This window comes from Bacillus sp. JJ1127 (genome assembly GCF_036965845.1).
Classification (GTDB): Bacteria; Bacillota; Bacilli; order Bacillales; family Bacillaceae_G; genus Bacillus_A.
The window spans coordinates 12,763-30,144 of sequence record NZ_JBALQK010000226.1 but is presented as its reverse complement, the minus strand read 5'-3'; the positions used below and the strand labels follow the sequence as shown (position 1 = coordinate 30,144).

The following is a 17,382-nucleotide window of genomic DNA, read 5'->3' as shown; positions in this document are numbered from 1 at the left end:
ATACTACATACTAAAAGTCGTATTAAAAAACAAGACGCAGAAACTTTCTGTGTCTTGTTTTTTCTATATAGACAAATAACGCTTCAAATTAAAAAATTGCATCCCCTTTTTTTGAATAACAACATCAAAGACATCACCCATTCCTCCATTCAAAATCATAGAGCGAATCGCACGATTTGTTTTCTGTTTCTCAGAAAAAGGATCCGGATCTTGATGACTAGCAAGCTGTTCTAGTATCCCCGCCGCTAGTAAAAACTCATTTTGCTTTGTGTGCCATACTGTATCAAGGCCTTGCATTGCCCCTGTTTCCTTCAGCTCATCCCAATGGATATGCGCTGTAATATCCATCTCTCCTGAATACTCAAGAGGATTTCGAATGAGCCTATGGTTATAATATCCCCTTAGACTTCCTTCACGGTGCGCTGGATGCATCCATTCCGCCTTTGTATACCCATAATCAGCCGTGATAAATAAACCTTTCTTGAGCCATCTTGCAACTTCTTGTACATAGTTTTCCATTGCTATTGGGACTTCAAAACGCTGTCCTTCAAAAAGCTGAATATGATGTCTTCGTAAATAACTCCGTAGTCTTTCTTCTATCGGTCTTAATACTTCTGTAAGTTTTCCTTCTTCTGTATATGTAACCCTTACTTCATACAAAATACCATTCCGCTTCTCAATTACCTCAACAGGAAAAGCATCAAACAATTCATTCGAAAAAACAATTCCTGTAAAAGAATCTCCTAACTCTTTATAGGACTCATGCTGAGAAATATTTAGAAATGAGCCAAGTTGATTGTTTTGTAATTTCCTATGAAAAGGGCTCAACTCAATAATAGAATAGCGTAAATCTGTGAAGGTTTCTGGAGATAACTGTTTCCATTCCTGCAAAACATCGTAGGCAAATCTCCCAGTTCCTCCTCCAATTTCGCAAATGTTTGGCGCGACCTCTCCATTTTGGACAAGATGAATAAAAAAGTGAGCAAATGTCCTTGCAAACACAGAAGAGACGTTACTACTCGTGAAAAAATCACCTTTCCTTCCAATTTTCTCACGATTTTTCATATAGTATCCGTACTTCTCATCATACAATGCAAGGTTCATATATGTACCATATGAAATTGAATAATCCTTCTCCCTTTCCATCCATTCTCTTAAAACGAGCTCCATCCCCATGCACCTTATTGTAAAAACGGATTATTTTCTTTTTCAAAGCCAATATTTGTTTCCGGACCATGTCCGCATAACACAGCCGTGTCATCTGGTAGTACAAATAATTTCTCTTCAATACTTCCGATTAATTCTGCAAAGCTTCCGCCTGGTAAATCCGTGCGGCCAATGCTCATTTGGAATAATACATCTCCTGAAAATACAGCATTTGCCTCTTTGCAATAATATGAAATACTACCTGGAGAATGTCCCGGTGTCTCAAACATTTCAAATGTAAAAGATCCAATCGTTAACGTTCCTTCTCCATCAATGATATGATCTGCCGGCTTTGCTGTAATACTTCGATTCATCATAAAAATTTGTGAACCATTTACAGTCGCATCACCTAGCCAATCCGCTTCTTCTTTATGTACATATACCGGGATACAAAACGCATCCTTCACTGCATCGACTGCACCAATATGATCGAAATGAGCATGTGTTAATAAAACTGCTAATGGTTTTAATTGTTCTTCTTGTAAATACGTTACAAGTTTCTCACCTTCACTACCTGGATCAAAAATAATACATTCTTTTTGATCATTGCTTAAAATATATGCATTTGTTTGTAATGGTCCTAGCGGCATTTGTATCCACTTCATTTTCAAATCTCCTCCAGTTGTTGAACTTACTTTTATGATACAACATTTCTTTCCCTTAAGAAAAGAAATGTTGCTATCTCGACAACCATTTCTAAAACATGTACAATAAAAAAGAAGGAATATTTCAAAAACTCAAACAAAAGAATAAGAGAGCAGAGGGGGATCATATATGGGGCTTGTTATCATTTTTGGGTTAGTCACTCTGTTAGCTGTATTCGCAACCCTTAGAACGTTACGTGAAAAAAATCTACTTGCAGGCGGCTTTGCTGTTGCAACTGTACTTGTTTTCGGATGGTTTACAGTCATGACTGTCCTAAATAGCGGGTACCCGCCAACTCATTAATTCACTTTCAGTTCTATTCTCCATCAAGATATTGCATAAAAAGAGGAAGGGATTCACCCTTCCTCTTCTCATTATTCTACTAATTACTAGGCATCATTATCTTCAATAATTATATCGTTTTTGCTTCATATTTATGCTTCTTTACAAGCCAAGCTCCACCGATTACACCTGCATCATTACCAAGCACTGCAATCGCTAGCTTTGTGCTCTTAACAGCACGTGAAAATGCATATTGTTCAAAATAGCGCTGAATTGGCTGTAATAGTGCATCACCAGCTTTTGATACGCCGCCGCCAATTACGATTTTTTCAGGGTTTAACGTACTAGACAGGTTGGCTACCGCTAGTCCTAAATAAGAAGCTACTTTTTCTACAACTTCCCCTGCCAAGGCATCACCTTGTCCAAGTGCCTCAAATACATCTTTTGATGTAATACGTCCCTCTTCTTCTAACATAGAGCGCAGTACACTTTCTTTATCTGTATCTTGTATTTTTTGCATTGCAATACGTACAATACCTGTTGCCGAAGCTACTGTTTCTAGGCATCCAGATTTTCCGCAGTTACAAGGAAATGCATTCTCTGTAACAACTGTAATATGTCCAATTTCACCAGCTGCACCGCTTGCACCGTGTATGATTTCCCCGTTTACAATCACACCGCCACCAACGCCAGTTCCAAGTGTCATACAAATTAAATCTTTTGCTCCTTCACCAGCACCCTTCCACATTTCGCCAAGCGCTGCCAAATTTGCATCATTATCAATTACAACAGGTAAACCTGTTTCTACTTCTAATAAGTCTTTTAACGGATAGTTTTTCCATCCTAAGTTAACTGCTTCATAAATCATTCCAGAAGCAACATGTACAGGACCAGGAGCTCCCATACCAATACCGATTAACTTGCTTTTTAATTCTCCTAATTCTTCTAGCTTTTCATCAATTGCTTTTGCTACATCTAATGTAATATGTTTTCCTTGCTCACTTGTATTCGTTGGGATTTCCCACTTATGTAAAATTTCACCGTATACATTAATAAATGCTAATTTAATTGTTGTCCCGCCAAGGTCAACACCCACTAACCACTTTTCCTCCATTTTTGCTAACCCACCTTTTTCTATTCCTTACTCATCTCTTTTTGAATCTCTTGCTTTATTAAAAATAAAGCTGTTTGATAGTCTTTTGGGTCGATCAGTTGTGATTGATTTAATTCACGTAGCTCATCTTGTATTAATTGTAAATCAGCGATTCGATCACCTGTATAAATGATCGTTCCAAATTTTTTTAGTAATTGCTGAATATCATAAATCGATATCATTTTATCACCCTCTATGTACACTTATTATGGAAATATAATAAGAAAACGTTCACATATTTTATTATAATCAACAAGAAAAAGTCTCGTCAATTTTTATTTGTCTATACAATTCCATTTTGAACAATTGTTTCTTTTTCTGTAATAATTTTTTGTATATTTTGATCAAATGGCTCCGTCGGAATATCATTCACAATTTGAAAATCAAAAGCTAATGATAGTGTTTTCCCCTCATATCGTACAAGGTAGCGATCATAATATCCACCGCCGTACCCGATACGTTCTCCTCGTCTTGTATATGCAACTCCAGGTACAACAAGAAGATCAATTTCATTTGCCTCTACTTCTTTTGTTAATGCAGGAATGGGCTCACGTAAATTCATATATACCGTTTCTAATTGGTCAAAATTAACGATTTGACGAAAAGTCATTGTTCTTGTCTTTCGATTACACTTTGGTACAACAACTTTTTTGCCTTCCTGCCATGCTTTTTCAATAATAATATATGTATTAACTTCATGTTCCATCGAGAGAGTAATTCCGATTGTTTCAGCTTCTTTCCACTCCCTTTGTTCATATAAAGAAAATACAATCTGTTCTGATAAATTTTTATACTGTTCTGTCGATAAAGAATTCATGTGTTCTAATATTCGCTTGCGTAAACGCACCTTCTCTTCTTTCACACGCTTTTCCCCCTTGCACTAACACTCTATTCTACTGAACACCTTTATCTAAAAAATAAATAAAATTCTTATGAGATAGTTTATCATTTTAAATAGGGGCTGCACAGTCAAACATTTGTGCAAAATAAAAAGAAACAGTAGGAAATATTCCTACTGCTTACTTTGTTTCACGGTGTAACGTAGACTTCTTGTCACGCTTGCAATACTTTTTAAGCTCAAGGCGCTCCGTGTTGTTACGTTTATTTTTCTTTGAGATATAGTTACGATCTCCGCATTCTGTACATGCTAGAGTAATATTCACACGCATTCTTATTTCCCTCCAGTCACTAATAACTTAAATCAGACTATACTATAATACCACTTTTAAAATAAAAATTCTACACCTTTTGATATTGTCTAATTTTTTCTATAAGATTTTTCATGTTTTCCTTTGCTATGACTGGATTTCTCGCATGTGAATATACAAGAAATTTTGGTTGTTTTGCATCAGAAACGATATAAGACCACTCTTTTTCCGTATATTTAAATTGAATCCCCTCTAATACTTCTATCTCTTTTTTCTCTATATCTTGCAATAACATTCCCATTACTTTCCCTTTCTCTTTCCATGAACATACAACCTCATCACATAATAAATAAAGAGGTGGTGATTGCTCTAACATAACTGATAGTGTTTTTCCTTGCTTAGCAATCAACTCGAATAATTTTCCAATTCGATATAAAATATCCCTTTGCCACCTTATTTGAAGCGAATCTTTTTCACCATGCATATAAAAAAGAAGGTAACAATCTCCTAATTTTAATGATATCGGATACGTATTCCCTACCGTTTCAAGTAGTAAATCTGGTACATCTATTTCTTCAAAATTTGTATTTTGGTAAATACCACCATGGTTATCATATAGTTCAAACTTATTTCCTTGTTCATAAAACATAAGAGCTATATTTGCTCTACTAGATTTCATTAAAGATTTAACATGTTCTTTTTGCTCCCTTGCGTACACCCACGTAATTGAACATCCAAGTTTTTGGAGAAAGGAAATGAGCAATGGTTGCGACATATCATCTCTTTTATTAATAAGAAGATGAAACTGTTGCTTTTGTATTTCCGCAACATCTACATGCTCTAAAACAGATTCAACATAATTTTCTAAGCTAACCTGCACCGGCTTATTCCGCCCTATTTCTTTGTCATATGCGTAACGAAAAGCCTCTGACATATACAAGCTTTCAATTTCTTTTTGCTGCTTATATGTTAAACGTAATCCTTCTTTACCATACAATTGTATGACAATCACTTTTCCTTTTTCTAATCGAACCAAAACGCCTCCCGTGCATTCTAACTCATGAATCGCATACTGAAAAGGCGATTCATCCATCTCCTGACACTCTATCGTGTTGATTCCAACACCGTGAATTGCATGTAGAAATAATTTTTTAAAAGCAGTCGCTTCTGCATTCTCATGACTTCCAATTAATATACGATCTCCTTTTGAAAAAAGTGAACCAAACGCCATTGCAATTTTCACAATAACTTGAGGCGTTATTTCTATATTACCTCTACCTACTATCTGGCTTTTTTGTAACCATCCTGCTGTATGTTCACCTTCCGTGATTCCTGAGGATGCGATTACAGAATGGCTATCAATCTCTTTACAAGGCCATATTTTCCCATTTTGTTTAATTATCGTATTTTTTCCAATCCGGCATCGATCTGCTATAACACTTTCCTGAAACAATGTAACATCATCTTCAACCATTGTATTTTCTCCAACAGTCGTTTCTAGAAATTCACAATGCTTCCCAACATATGTGTGTGCAAAAACAATACTTTTTTGAAGATGCGTGTAGCTTGAAATAATGCTGTGCTTGCCAATAATTGAATACGGTTCAATTATTGCCCCAGTTCCAATGACCGCCCCTTCCCCAATAAAAGAAGGACCGTGAATCTTCGTACCCTTTTCAATTGTGACGTCTTCTCCCATCCAAACCATCGGGAGCACTTCTGTATAAGAAATCGGTACTTGCACTTTCTTTGTCAGTAAATCAAACTGAGCTTGCCGATACTGAGCAAATGTACCAATATCTAGCCAGTATCCTTCTGCCACATATCCAAATAGCGCATTTTTATTTTCTAATAACGGAAAAACATGATGACTAAAATCAACGAATGTCTCAGATGGAATATAAGAAAAAATTTCTGGTTCCATTATATAAATTCCAGTATTCACAATATTAGAGATTACTTCATTCCAACTTGGTTTTTCTATGTAGCGTACAATTTCTTGCTCTTTGTTCATCACGACTAAACCAAAAGATAGTGGATTTTCCACTTCTTTCACAAACACCGTTACCATTCTCTTCTTACATTGATGAAATTCAATTCCTTTCGATAATTGAAAATCAGTTAATGCATCCCCACTAATTACTACAAACGGTTCATCTAAAAATGCTTCTGCCTGCTTAATGCTCCCCGCCGTACCAAGTGGCGGTGAATCCTCGAAGTAATGCAAGTTCACGCCCCATTTACTACCATCTCCAAAGTATTGTTTGATGGCAGTACTCATATATTGAACCGTAATCGCAATTTCATGAATACCATGTTGCCGGAGCAATTCAATGTTATATTCCAAGACTGGCTTTTCTAGTAATGGCAGCATCGGTTTTGGAAAATTACATGTTAATGGTCTAAGGCGTCTTCCTTTTCCACCGGCTAAAATAACCCCCTTCATATACATTCATCCTCCACTTTTATAATGTTGAACGATTTTGTATACCATATGTATGTCACTTCTATATGAATTAACTTTGTCAATTTAGAACTCCCTAAAAGAAAGCGCTTACTCATTGATTTAAAAATGAAATTCAAATTTGTTTTATTTTTCCATCATATATTATGATACATCTTATCATCATAAATTGAACGAGACAACGAGCTTTTTTTGTCATGTTTTGACTAAAAAAGCAGATGACTTCCCATCATCTGCTTTAACCTACCGCTTATTCATTTAATAAATAATGTTTTCCTTTCACCAAATAGAAAACATTTTCAGCAATATTTGTAATATGATCTGCCACACGCTCAATATAGCGTGCAATAAAAGATAATTGTGTAATTTGTGTAATCGTCTCAGGATGTTCAGGAACGGAAGATATAAATTCACGAATTGCTTTTCCATATATTTCATCAACCGAATCATCCATTTCTGCAATTTGCTTTGCAGATGTTAAATTTTCTTTTTGATATGCTTCCAATGATAAATGTAACATTTCATTAGCGATTGTAAACATTTCCTCTATATTATGCAAGTCAACAGACGCTTCTTTTTCACCAAGTCGGATCGTTGATTTCGCAATGTTTACTGCATGGTCTGCGATGCGTTCTAAATCTGTTGCTGTTTTAATCGAAACAAAAATTCTTCGTAAATCACTTGCCACAGGCTGTTGTTTCGTGATTAACATAAGCGCAAGATCGTTGATTTCCTCTTCCAAGTTGTCCATGCGATAATCACCATCAATAACTTCCAATGCTTTCTCCACATCTCTCTTTTGAAGGCCTTCCATAGCAAGTGAAAGAGCTTCACTTGCTAGTTCCCCAAGTTCAATTACTTTGTGCTGTAATGCTTGTAAATCATAATGAAATTGTTCTCGTACCATGTTTCTTCCCCCTTATCTATTACATACATAAAAAAATGACAAATGCCCCTCTTAAGAGGAGCATTTACTCTTATTAGCCAAATCGTCCTGTAATATAATCTTCTGTACGTTTATCTGTAGGCATTGTAAATAATTTATTTGTATCTGTATATTCAACAACTTCACCACTTAAGAAGAAAGCTGTTTTATCTGAAATACGTGCCGCTTGTTGCATATTGTGCGTCACAATTACGATACTAAAATCTTTCTTTAATTCTTGAATTAATTCTTCTACTTTTAATGTAGAAATCGGGTCTAAAGCTGATGTTGGTTCATCCATTAAAATAACATCTGGTTCAATTGCTAAACAACGTGCGATACATAAGCGCTGCTGTTGGCCACCAGATAGGCCATATGCATTGTCATGTAATCGATCTTTTAATTCATCCCAAATTGCTGCACCACGTAAACTTTTTTCAACAATTGCATCAAGCGTCTTCTTATCACGAATACCATGAATTTTCGGACCATATGCAACATTTTCATAGATGGATTTTGGAAATGGATTTGGTTTTTGGAATACCATACCAACATGTGTACGTAATTCTTCAACAGGATATGATTTATCAAAGATATTTCGATCTCGATATTCGATCACTCCTGTTGTTCGAACGATAGGTACTAGTTCTACCATACGGTTCAATGTTTTTAAATACGTTGATTTCCCGCAACCACTCGGCCCAATGATTGCCGTTACTTCATTCTCATGAATGCTTAAATTCACGTCTTTTAAAGCATGGTCTTCTCCATACCATAAATTCAAATTTTTCGTATCGAATACAATTTTCTTCGGTGCTGCCTCAATCTTCTCTTCCTTTTTCACCTGTACATTTACTACTGTTGCTACCATCTTGAATTCCCCTTTCATCCACTTCCTACTTATCTACGCTTTCGTAACCATAAGACAACTGCATTCATAATAAGCAACAATCCTAGTAAAACAATCATGCCTGCTGCTGCTACATGCTGAAATTCTTCTTGTGGTCTACTCATCCAATTAAAAATTTGAATTGGTAACACTGTAAATCTATCAAACATACCAAACGGAATATAATTCGCAAAGGCGAGTGCCCCAATGACTAATAGTGGCGCTGCCTCTCCAATTGCTCTCGATAATGCTAAAATACATCCCGTTAAAATCCCCGGCAGAGCAGTTGGTAATACAACTTGGTACATCGTTTGCCATTTTGTAGCTCCTACTCCATATGAAGCTTCTAATAGGTGGCTTGGTACCATACGTATCGCTTCTTGGCTCGACACAACAACAGTTGGTAACACAAGAAGACTCATCGTAAGCGCTGCTGCTACTATACTCTCACCTAGCTGAAGAACATATACAAAAATCGTTAAACCTAGCAATCCAAACACAACAGATGGCACACCCGCTAACGTTTGAATATTTACTTCTATCATTCTTGTAAATATAGATTGTTTTGCATAATGTTCTAAATATAGCGCTGTACCGACCCCGAATATAAAAGACACCGGTATTACAATGCTCATAAATAATATTGTTCCTGATAATGCCGCAGCAATCCCAGCTTGTTTTGGATTACGTGAAGCAAAGCTCATAAAAAAATCTATTGAAAGGTAACTTACACCTTTTTCAAAAATTTGATATAACAATACAAAGAGTATAGCTATTGAAAATAGCATTGCTATATAAAAAATCACCTTATATATTTGGTCCTTCCAAAAACGTGCTGCCATATTTTCTTTTATTTTCTTATGATTTAACATCTGCATCTTATATCACCTTTCTAAAACGGCGCATAATTTGCTGCGAAATCATATTCATAATAAATGTAAACACAAGTAGTGTAGCTCCTACAGCATACATGCTGTAATAGGTAATTGTTCCATGAGGTGCATCCCCTAGGCTCACTTGTACAATATAGGCTGTTAGCGTTTGAATGGAATGCGTCGGATCTAAAGATATATTAGGCGTTGAACCACCAGCAATGACAACAATCATCGTTTCACCAATTGCACGAGAAGCTGCCAATAGAATCGCAGCCATAATACCAGTAAACGCTGCTGGAAATATCACTTGCTTCACTGTTTCCAAACGGGTTGCACCCAGTGCCATTGAAGCTTCCTTTACCCCAGATGCTACAGCTCCCATCGCGTCTTCAGAAAGAGAAGCTATTGTTGGTATCATCATAAATCCGACGACAATCCCTGGACTAATTGCATTAAAAAACTGTAAATCAGGAATCATTCGCTGCAAGAACGGCGTAACAATCGTTAAGGCAAAAAAGCCATATACAATTGTCGGAATCCCTGCCAGTAGTTCTAACAATGGTTTTAGTACTTTTCTAGCCAAATTTGAAGCATACTCATTTAAAAATATGGCACACCCTAAGCCAATTGGAATTGCTACTACCATGGCGATCGATGTTACTAGTACGGTCCCACATATAAGCGGCAGTATCCCAAACTTAGGCTCTTCAAAAAAAGGTAACCATTCTTTTTCAGTGAAAAAAGAATAGAACGATACTTTTTGAAAAAACATCACCGTTTCATTTGCTAATGTAATAATAATTCCAATTGTTGTTAGGATAGATACACTAGCAATTGCCTTTAATAATAATGGAACCATTCGATTGATTCGCCGCGTTTTTTTTCTTTTGATTGTATTTCTCTCAATCAAATGTTGCACAGAAAATGTAATCTGACTTTTGTCATTACGAGCCAAAGATGAAAACCCCTTTCCACCCTGACATTATCTTTCTATTTCTGTTAACATTCGCAGCTGTTCATTGTATTTTTCTTCTGGTAACTTCACATAACCAACTTCTTCAGCAAGCTTTCCTACATGCTTCATCATAAATGCAACATAATCTGCTACACTGCTTTTATTTTGAATCGAAGCATGATTTACATACGCAAACAACGATCTAGACAATGGCTTATACCTACCAGATTGAATCGTTTCCTTTGTCGGAAATACACCGTTTACTTTTATAGCTTTCACCTTATCTCGATTGGCCATGTAGTAGGCATATCCTACAAACGCGATTGCGTTTGTATCATTCATTACCCCTTGCATAATAACTTGATCGTCTTCTGATAACGAAACTGTTTTTGCAAGGCGATTGTTTTGCAAGACGACACTTTGAAAATAATCATACGTACCAGAATCGACACCTGGCGCATAAAATTGCACTTTTTCATGCGGCCACTTTGGATGTATATATGACCATCGTTTTGTTCTCCCATCTTCGCTCCACAATAGGCGTAACTCTTCTATTGTCATATTATCCGCCCATGTATTTTGACGATTCACAATAATTGTGAGACCATCATAAGCAATTTCAAATGGTGTAAACTGGATGGAATTTTTCTTCATAAATTTCTCTTCTACTTGTTTCATCGAACGTGAAGCATTATTAATATCTACTTCTCCTGTTCCAAAACGATGAAATCCTCCTCCTGTTCCAGAAATACTAATAGAAACTTTCACACGCGGTTCCTTCTTTGTATATTCCTCTGCTACTGCTTCCATAATAGGAAAAACTGTTGAGGATCCATCAACTCTCACTTCTCCCATTTCATTTGCAGCAGATGCAGTAGACATGTACAAGAAAATGGAACATGTCGATACCGTCAAAACCTTAACTGATGCGCTTATCCACTTCACGTGTTTTTCCTCCTAGAAGTAACCTGAAATAACAGGATTACAGGTATAAGAATAATGCTAAACTATTAATTCGGTTTTAATTGTTTGTAAAAGTTTTGTAAATTTCTACTTTTTTTATTGTAATACGTTATCCTTTCCTCCTTTTCTTTAAATCAACTCTATGACCGGTCCTAAATAAGAATGTGCAATTTTTCAGCACCCTATTTCGCACATATTACATGCTCGTCCACAATTACTAAAACATATGCATAAAAAACACAAAAAAGCACACTATCTTTTAAGATAGTGTGCCAAATTCGCATGTTTTTATTCTGCTTTTTTCCCTTTTTCATCTTTCGGTGCTTCACCTGTTACTTCTTGCTTTTTCAAGTCAAAGTAAGCATCCATAATTTGACGGCCGATGTTTCCGTTAATTCCACAGTGATCATCATATATCCATGGAACGACAACAGAGAATGCTACCTCTGGATCATCAAGCGGAGCATAACCTACTAATGTTAGATTATAAATGATTTTACGATTACCATTTGCATCTCTTCCAATTGCCTTATCACCGCCATACGGTACCTGTGCAGTTCCTGTTTTCCCTGCTGCTTTATATGGTGCCGTTTGAAAATATTTCAAACCTGTACCACCAGCATCATTAAACACCTGTTTAAAACCTTGTTGAACCCGTTCAATCTGACTTTCAGGCATGTCTACACGATTCAATACTTTCGGTTCCATTGACTCAACCACTTTTCCCACTTCATCTGGTTTAGCCGGTGGCTGACGAATTTCTTTTACAATCTGCGGCTGCATACGGTAACCACCATTTGCGATTGTCGAAACATATTGCGCTAGTTGGAGTGGTGTATACGTATCATACTGTCCGATTGCTAAGTCTAATAAGAAACCTGGTTGCTTACCTGTTCCTCGTTGCCCAGCCGACTCATTTGGTAAATCAATCCCTGTTTTCACACCAAGTCCAAATTGACTAAAATAATAACGCATATCATCAAATGCTTTTTGTGGAATATCTAACGTACCGCCTTTTTGATATTGCACACCAGCAATTTTCATTGCCGTTTTAAACATATATACGTTAGAAGACATTTTTAAAGCGGTAAGGTCATCAATCGAACCCATATTTTTCCAAGAGCTTTTTAAAGGTGTACCTTTTATTTTTATCGGTTCATCATACTGATAATCTCCAGGTTTAATTGCACCTGTTTGATATCCCGTTAATAACGTTGCACCTTTCACCGTTGAACCCATTTCATAAGAACTTGTCATCGTTCCTAATGCATAATCTTTCACTTCTGTTTTTCCATTTTCCTCGACAAGCTGTTTTCCAGCCATCGATAAAATTTCACCATTTTTCGGGTTCGTCATGACAACAAATGCGCGATCTAACAGTGGTTCCGAACCTTTAAATTGCATTAAATTCTTCGTAATTATGTCTTCTACACGCTTTTGTAGTTCCATATCAATCGTTAAATTTAAATCGTTTCCTCGTTGCCCTTGAGAGACATTTACTGTTTCTATAATATTACCATCTTTATCTGTAATATTTTTTGTTTCTGTCTTTGTACCGTGAAGTGCATCTTCATATTGCTGCTCAATATAACTTTTCCCAACCCGGTCGTTACGATCATAATCGCGAACAAGGTAATAATCTAATCGCTCTTTTGGTAATCCTTCATCCGAGCTTGTTACACCACCAAGCACACTGCGGAACATATCATCATACGTATATTTACGATCCCAGTCCACATTCGTATCCACACCTGGTAATAGCGCTAGGTTTTCACTCACTATCGCATATTCTTCTGGTGTTACTTGCTTTTTAATAATTTGTGGCGTCATTGCATATCCGCCGTCCATCTTACTCTTAATTGCAAGCACTTCTAAATCTGCTGGTGTTAATTGACTTAGTTCTTCTTCTGTCACGCGGTTTCGCTGACGATCGTCAATTTCTTTATCATCAATTTTTTTCGCTTTAAGTTCTTCACGATCTTTTTTTGTGATTTTCGCTTCTGCTTCTTTTTTATGCATTGAAAGCCAGTAATCTTTCTTATCACGATCTGTTAATTTATCTGGTGATACTTCAATGAGTTCTGCAAGCTTTTTCGCTGTTTTTAGGCGGTCCTCTGAAGTTGATCCTTTCATTCGTGTAAATGTGATCGTCCGAACAGGATCATTATCTACAACAGCACGTCCATATCGATCAAAGATTTTCCCACGCGGAACTGGATTGCTTATCGTTGCGTTTTCCTTTTTCTCAACTTCGTTTTTATACTCCTCACCATGAACAATTTGTACATATCCAAGCCTCACAATAACCGCGGAGAACATTAAAAATACGCACAAAAACAACACGTTTAGCCGAAACGGAACGTGGGTCTTTTTCTTTTTCTTCTTACTCATACGAACCCCCTCTACCCACAGCTATGTAATGTGAAAGGGACACCTTGTTACAGGTGCCCTCACAGCTGTTTTACATGTCTTTTTATTCTAGCATAAAACAAAGAAGAAGTTAACCTTCAGGTTCAGTACGATTTGGTGTTGCTTCCCCAGCTACAACACTTGTCCTATTTATACTTCGCTCATCATATTTGACATTTTTAACGGCAAAATAAATAAGAAAATGTCCAGCTCCGAGAATACATAATAAAACAGGTAAACTTTTTTCCGGCAGGAAAAATGAAACTGCACATAAAAAACTTAAAATTGAACATATTCTTCCGCTATTTAGCCATAGTTCTCGAACAACAATATACTCAACCCGCCATTCTTTTGCCTGTTTTGCTCTTCCGATTACATCATATGTCATCGATCCATACGGAACGAGTAAGATCGGATAGGCAATTGCAATACAAGCTGCATAAATGAGCAATTTTACATATGTAACATGGAAAATAACTAAGAACACCACAGCGTATAAAATAATTCCGCCAAGTAAAATCGCCTTTTTTCTCCACTCTTTCTTTAACATACGTGCAACCAAGTAATAGCATACAAATGAAACAGCTGAATTGACTAAACTATACTTCCCTAATGCAAATTCACTTCCAGATGCTAAATAGACGTATACCGAGATAACAAAAACAAATGTTCCTTCCCTTAATCCTTGAAAAAAGTGTGCACGAGTAATTCTTCCCCAGTTTTTATCAATCCTACGTTCTTTCAAAACTTGAACAATTTCATACCGTCCTTCACATTCCCTTTTCGATAAAAAAAAGCTAATGACCACAGCAATTGCAAATAAAGTTAATGAAAGAAAAAAGATAACTGTATAGCCGCTCCACTTCTCCATACGTGAAATTGTATATCCAGCTGCTATCGGCCCAATCATTCCAGCAAAAGATGTTAGAAGACCGAGAAAACCGTTAAAAAAATCACGTGTTTCCGGTTCTGTAATTTCAAACGTCAGCAAATTAAATGCAAGCCAATAAAAACCGTATCCAATCCCAAGAAGTCCACCAAGTAATATAATATAGTGTGAAGCATGTGTTCCTGTAAGTAAAACAACGATAAAAAAAGTCGCTAATGTTCCAACTCCTATTCGCAGTAAAATAGCACGATCGATTCGCTTTGCCAATTTTCCTGCGAATAGAAAGGTGAGTAGTTGCAATACAACACTTGCTAAATTATACAATCCAAGGTTCACATAGTTTTGGGTTTGCTTCCATAAATAAATGTTAACAAAGGTATTCGATAAAGAAATAGCAAGTGTGTATAATCCCCCCATAATAAGTAGTAATACTAAATCGCGATTCACCTCAACATCGCCAATTACATGTTTCCACTTCATACATAACTCTCCTTTACTTCATGTTCTAGTCTTCCAAAGACAAGCACAATTATGTAAAAGAAAGCATACAAAAAAGCTAGGAGAATATCCCCTAGCTTCTTCAGTATCAAATTGCATAAAGCAGAACAAACAATATTATTTAGCTTCTTGGTAACGTTTTTCAGCTGCGTTCCAGTCTACAACGTTCCAGAATGCACCGATGTAGTCAGGACGACGGTTTTGATAATGTAAGTAGTAAGCATGTTCCCAAACGTCTAAACCGATAACTGGAGTTTTACCTTCTGTTAAAGGTGAGTCTTGGTTTGGAGTGCTTGTTACTTCTAGTTCACCGTTGTTTACTACTAGCCAAGCCCAACCAGAGCCAAAGCGAGTTGCACCAGCTTTTGCAAATTCTGTTTTGAATGCATCAAAGCTACCGAATTTCGCTTCAATTGCAGCTGCAAGTTCACCTACTGGTTGTCCACCACCATTTGGAGATAGGATTGTCCAGAAGAAAGTGTGGTTTGCATGTCCGCCACCATTATTTCGTACTGCAGTACGAATTGCTTCTGGTACTTCATTTAAGTGTGCAACTAACTCTTCAACACTTTTGTCAGCTAATTCTGCATGACCTTCTAACGCAGCGTTTAAGTTTGTTACGTAAGTGTTGTGGTGTTTTGTATGATGGATGTTCATTGTTTCTTTATCAAAGTGAGGTTCTAAAGCATCATACGCATAAGGTAAATTTGGTAATTCATGTTTTGCCATTGTTATATTCCTCCCATTTTATGTATTGCCAAAATAAATTGGCATACAACTTCATTTTACCCTAATTGCCATAGGGTGAAAACAAATTAAATCACATTGTCTTGCTATTATTAACGTAGCAAAATACCCATTTCTTTTCAAACAAAATGCTCACGTATTTCGTAAAAAAAGCTTCCTTCTACAAGGAAGCTTCTTTTCTGCATTATAAACCACCAAATGGGTATGGACCCTGTAGGACTCGAACCTACGACCGGACGGTTATGAGCCGTCTGCTCTAACCAGCTGAGCTAAGGGTCCAGAATTATGTACATGACGACGGCCGCAACCACCGCACTCTCATTCATTATTTCTAACAGTTACATACTACATGACTGAACTACTATAAGATATATCATTTAAGAAATGTAAGATAAATTTACCATATGAAAAAGAAAAGTGTCAATTGTATTTTTGTCCTTGATAAGTTGTATTTTTTATAAAAGACGTGTTTTTCAAATCATTAAGTACTTCCTCTAAATATGGTACAGAAACGCGATATAGCTTGTGATTCTCTAGATACGTACGTTACAATGATTTTATGATTTTATACATAAATCTACATACATAACAAAGGAAGTGAATCTATGTCCATATTTACACAACTTGTCAAAAGCCTATACTCACCAAAAGACATGGCGCTTTTCCGTTTTCAAAAAATCGGAAAAACGATTCTGTATATCATGTTGCTCTGCTTAATCACTACCATCCCGAGAACTTTATTGTACGGAAGCGCGATTCAAGACGGTGTTGGAATCATAAACAAAGCACTTGAACAAGATATTCCGGAATTTAAAATTGAAAACGGAGAGCTAAAAGCAGAGATTGATAAGCCAATCGAAAAAGAGGATGGTAATTCCATCTTTGTATTCGATCCAAACGCAACAGATACACAAAAATACAACAATAAAATAGGCTTATTTATCCTCAAAGATAAAGTAATCTCTATGGCGAACGGTCAAACACAAACGTATTCCTATAATGATCTATTAGGTGCTTCTCTTGAGAAAAAGGATCTTCAAGACTTTATTTCCTTCTTCAATAGCATTTATCCAATTTTAATGTTCGTTATCGGCGCTTTCGTTTATCTGTTCCAATTATTTATCACATTTTTAGGTATTACACTTCTTGCCTTCATCGGCTCTGCCATGAGTGGCAAGCGCAAATTATCTTATAAGCAAGTTTGGTCGTTAACTGCTTATAGTTATACAATTCCAACTATCTTCTTTATGATTATGGATTTATTAAAGGTACACGTCCTTAGTTCAACGCTTATCTACATTGCAGTTATTTTAATTGTTCTATACTTAACAATT

17 protein-coding genes and 1 tRNA gene are annotated in these 17,382 nt (G+C 36.4%); 2 read left to right on the top strand and 16 right to left on the bottom strand.

Annotated elements, in window-relative coordinates; genetic code table 11:
* Positions 1 to 63: 63 nt before the first annotated feature.
* Positions 64 to 1,176, bottom strand: coding sequence for a class I SAM-dependent methyltransferase (locus tag V7183_RS20300; protein WP_335360636.1), 1,113 nt, complete (start codon positions 1,174 to 1,176; stop codon positions 64 to 66).
* Positions 1,177 to 1,181: 5 nt separating this feature from the next.
* Positions 1,182 to 1,811 (bottom strand): MBL fold metallo-hydrolase, encoded by a 630-nt coding sequence (locus V7183_RS20295; RefSeq protein WP_335360635.1) that lies wholly within the window; start codon positions 1,809 to 1,811, stop codon positions 1,182 to 1,184.
* A gap of 169 nt (positions 1,812 to 1,980) precedes the next feature.
* On the opposite strand from V7183_RS20295, the gene V7183_RS20290 reads away from it, so the two are divergent.
* Positions 1,981 to 2,154 carry a DUF2759 domain-containing protein gene (locus V7183_RS20290; RefSeq protein WP_097896906.1) on the top strand — a complete coding sequence of 58 codons (174 nt, stop codon included), beginning with the start codon at positions 1,981 to 1,983 and terminating at the stop codon, positions 2,152 to 2,154.
* A gap of 109 nt (positions 2,155 to 2,263) precedes the next feature.
* On the opposite strand, the gene glcK is transcribed toward V7183_RS20290, so the two are convergent.
* The 14 genes from glcK to V7183_RS20220 form a co-directional block, all read right to left on the bottom strand.
* Positions 2,264 to 3,247, bottom strand: a complete 984-nt coding sequence (glcK, locus tag V7183_RS20285) for a glucokinase (protein WP_097896907.1) — start codon at positions 3,245 to 3,247, stop codon at positions 2,264 to 2,266.
* Between the two features lie 20 nt (positions 3,248 to 3,267).
* Positions 3,268 to 3,468, bottom strand: a complete 201-nt coding sequence (locus tag V7183_RS20280) for a YqgQ family protein (protein WP_335360634.1) — start codon at positions 3,466 to 3,468, stop codon at positions 3,268 to 3,270.
* A gap of 101 nt (positions 3,469 to 3,569) precedes the next feature.
* On the bottom strand, positions 3,570 to 4,148 hold the full coding sequence (locus tag V7183_RS20275) for a 5-formyltetrahydrofolate cyclo-ligase (protein ID WP_097896909.1): 579 nt from the start codon (positions 4,146 to 4,148) through the stop codon (positions 3,570 to 3,572).
* A gap of 157 nt (positions 4,149 to 4,305) precedes the next feature.
* A complete protein-coding gene (gene rpmG / locus V7183_RS20270; protein ID WP_001265618.1) occupies positions 4,306 to 4,455 on the bottom strand; it encodes a 50S ribosomal protein L33 in 150 nt (49 codons plus the stop codon).
* 70 nt (positions 4,456 to 4,525) lie between these two features.
* Positions 4,526 to 6,880: a sugar phosphate nucleotidyltransferase gene (locus V7183_RS20265; protein WP_335360633.1), complete on the bottom strand. Its 2,355-nt coding sequence runs from the start codon at positions 6,878 to 6,880 to the stop codon at positions 4,526 to 4,528.
* A gap of 268 nt (positions 6,881 to 7,148) precedes the next feature.
* Positions 7,149 to 7,805: a phosphate signaling complex protein PhoU gene (gene phoU / locus V7183_RS20260; RefSeq protein WP_335360632.1), complete on the bottom strand. Its 657-nt coding sequence runs from the start codon at positions 7,803 to 7,805 to the stop codon at positions 7,149 to 7,151.
* 73 nt (positions 7,806 to 7,878) lie between these two features.
* Positions 7,879 to 8,694: a phosphate ABC transporter ATP-binding protein gene (pstB, locus tag V7183_RS20255; protein WP_097896912.1), complete on the bottom strand. Its 816-nt coding sequence runs from the start codon at positions 8,692 to 8,694 to the stop codon at positions 7,879 to 7,881.
* A gap of 29 nt (positions 8,695 to 8,723) precedes the next feature.
* Complete coding sequence (gene pstA / locus V7183_RS20250; protein ID WP_335360631.1) at positions 8,724 to 9,590, bottom strand: phosphate ABC transporter permease PstA; 867 nt, start codon at positions 9,588 to 9,590, stop codon at positions 8,724 to 8,726.
* 1 nt (position 9,591) lies between these two features.
* A complete protein-coding gene (pstC, locus tag V7183_RS20245; protein WP_335360630.1) occupies positions 9,592 to 10,542 on the bottom strand; it encodes a phosphate ABC transporter permease subunit PstC in 951 nt (316 codons plus the stop codon).
* 27 nt (positions 10,543 to 10,569) lie between these two features.
* Positions 10,570 to 11,487: a PstS family phosphate ABC transporter substrate-binding protein gene (locus tag V7183_RS20240; protein WP_335360629.1), complete on the bottom strand. Its 918-nt coding sequence runs from the start codon at positions 11,485 to 11,487 to the stop codon at positions 10,570 to 10,572.
* A gap of 306 nt (positions 11,488 to 11,793) precedes the next feature.
* Positions 11,794 to 13,896: a peptidoglycan D,D-transpeptidase FtsI family protein gene (locus V7183_RS20235; RefSeq protein WP_335360628.1), complete on the bottom strand. Its 2,103-nt coding sequence runs from the start codon at positions 13,894 to 13,896 to the stop codon at positions 11,794 to 11,796.
* A 109-nt stretch (positions 13,897 to 14,005) separates the two neighbouring features.
* Positions 14,006 to 15,283, bottom strand: coding sequence for an MFS transporter (locus V7183_RS20230; protein ID WP_335360627.1), 1,278 nt, complete (start codon positions 15,281 to 15,283; stop codon positions 14,006 to 14,008).
* Positions 15,284 to 15,418: 135 nt separating this feature from the next.
* Positions 15,419 to 16,030 carry a superoxide dismutase [Mn] gene (gene sodA, locus V7183_RS20225; protein ID WP_097896918.1) on the bottom strand — a complete coding sequence of 204 codons (612 nt, stop codon included), beginning with the start codon at positions 16,028 to 16,030 and terminating at the stop codon, positions 15,419 to 15,421.
* Between the two features lie 223 nt (positions 16,031 to 16,253).
* Positions 16,254 to 16,327 (bottom strand) — tRNA-Ile (locus V7183_RS20220).
* 326 nt (positions 16,328 to 16,653) lie between these two features.
* On the opposite strand from V7183_RS20220, the gene V7183_RS20215 reads away from it, so the two are divergent.
* Positions 16,654 to 17,382 (top strand): DUF1189 domain-containing protein (locus V7183_RS20215; protein WP_335360626.1); only part of this gene is annotated, 729 nt, incomplete at its 3' end.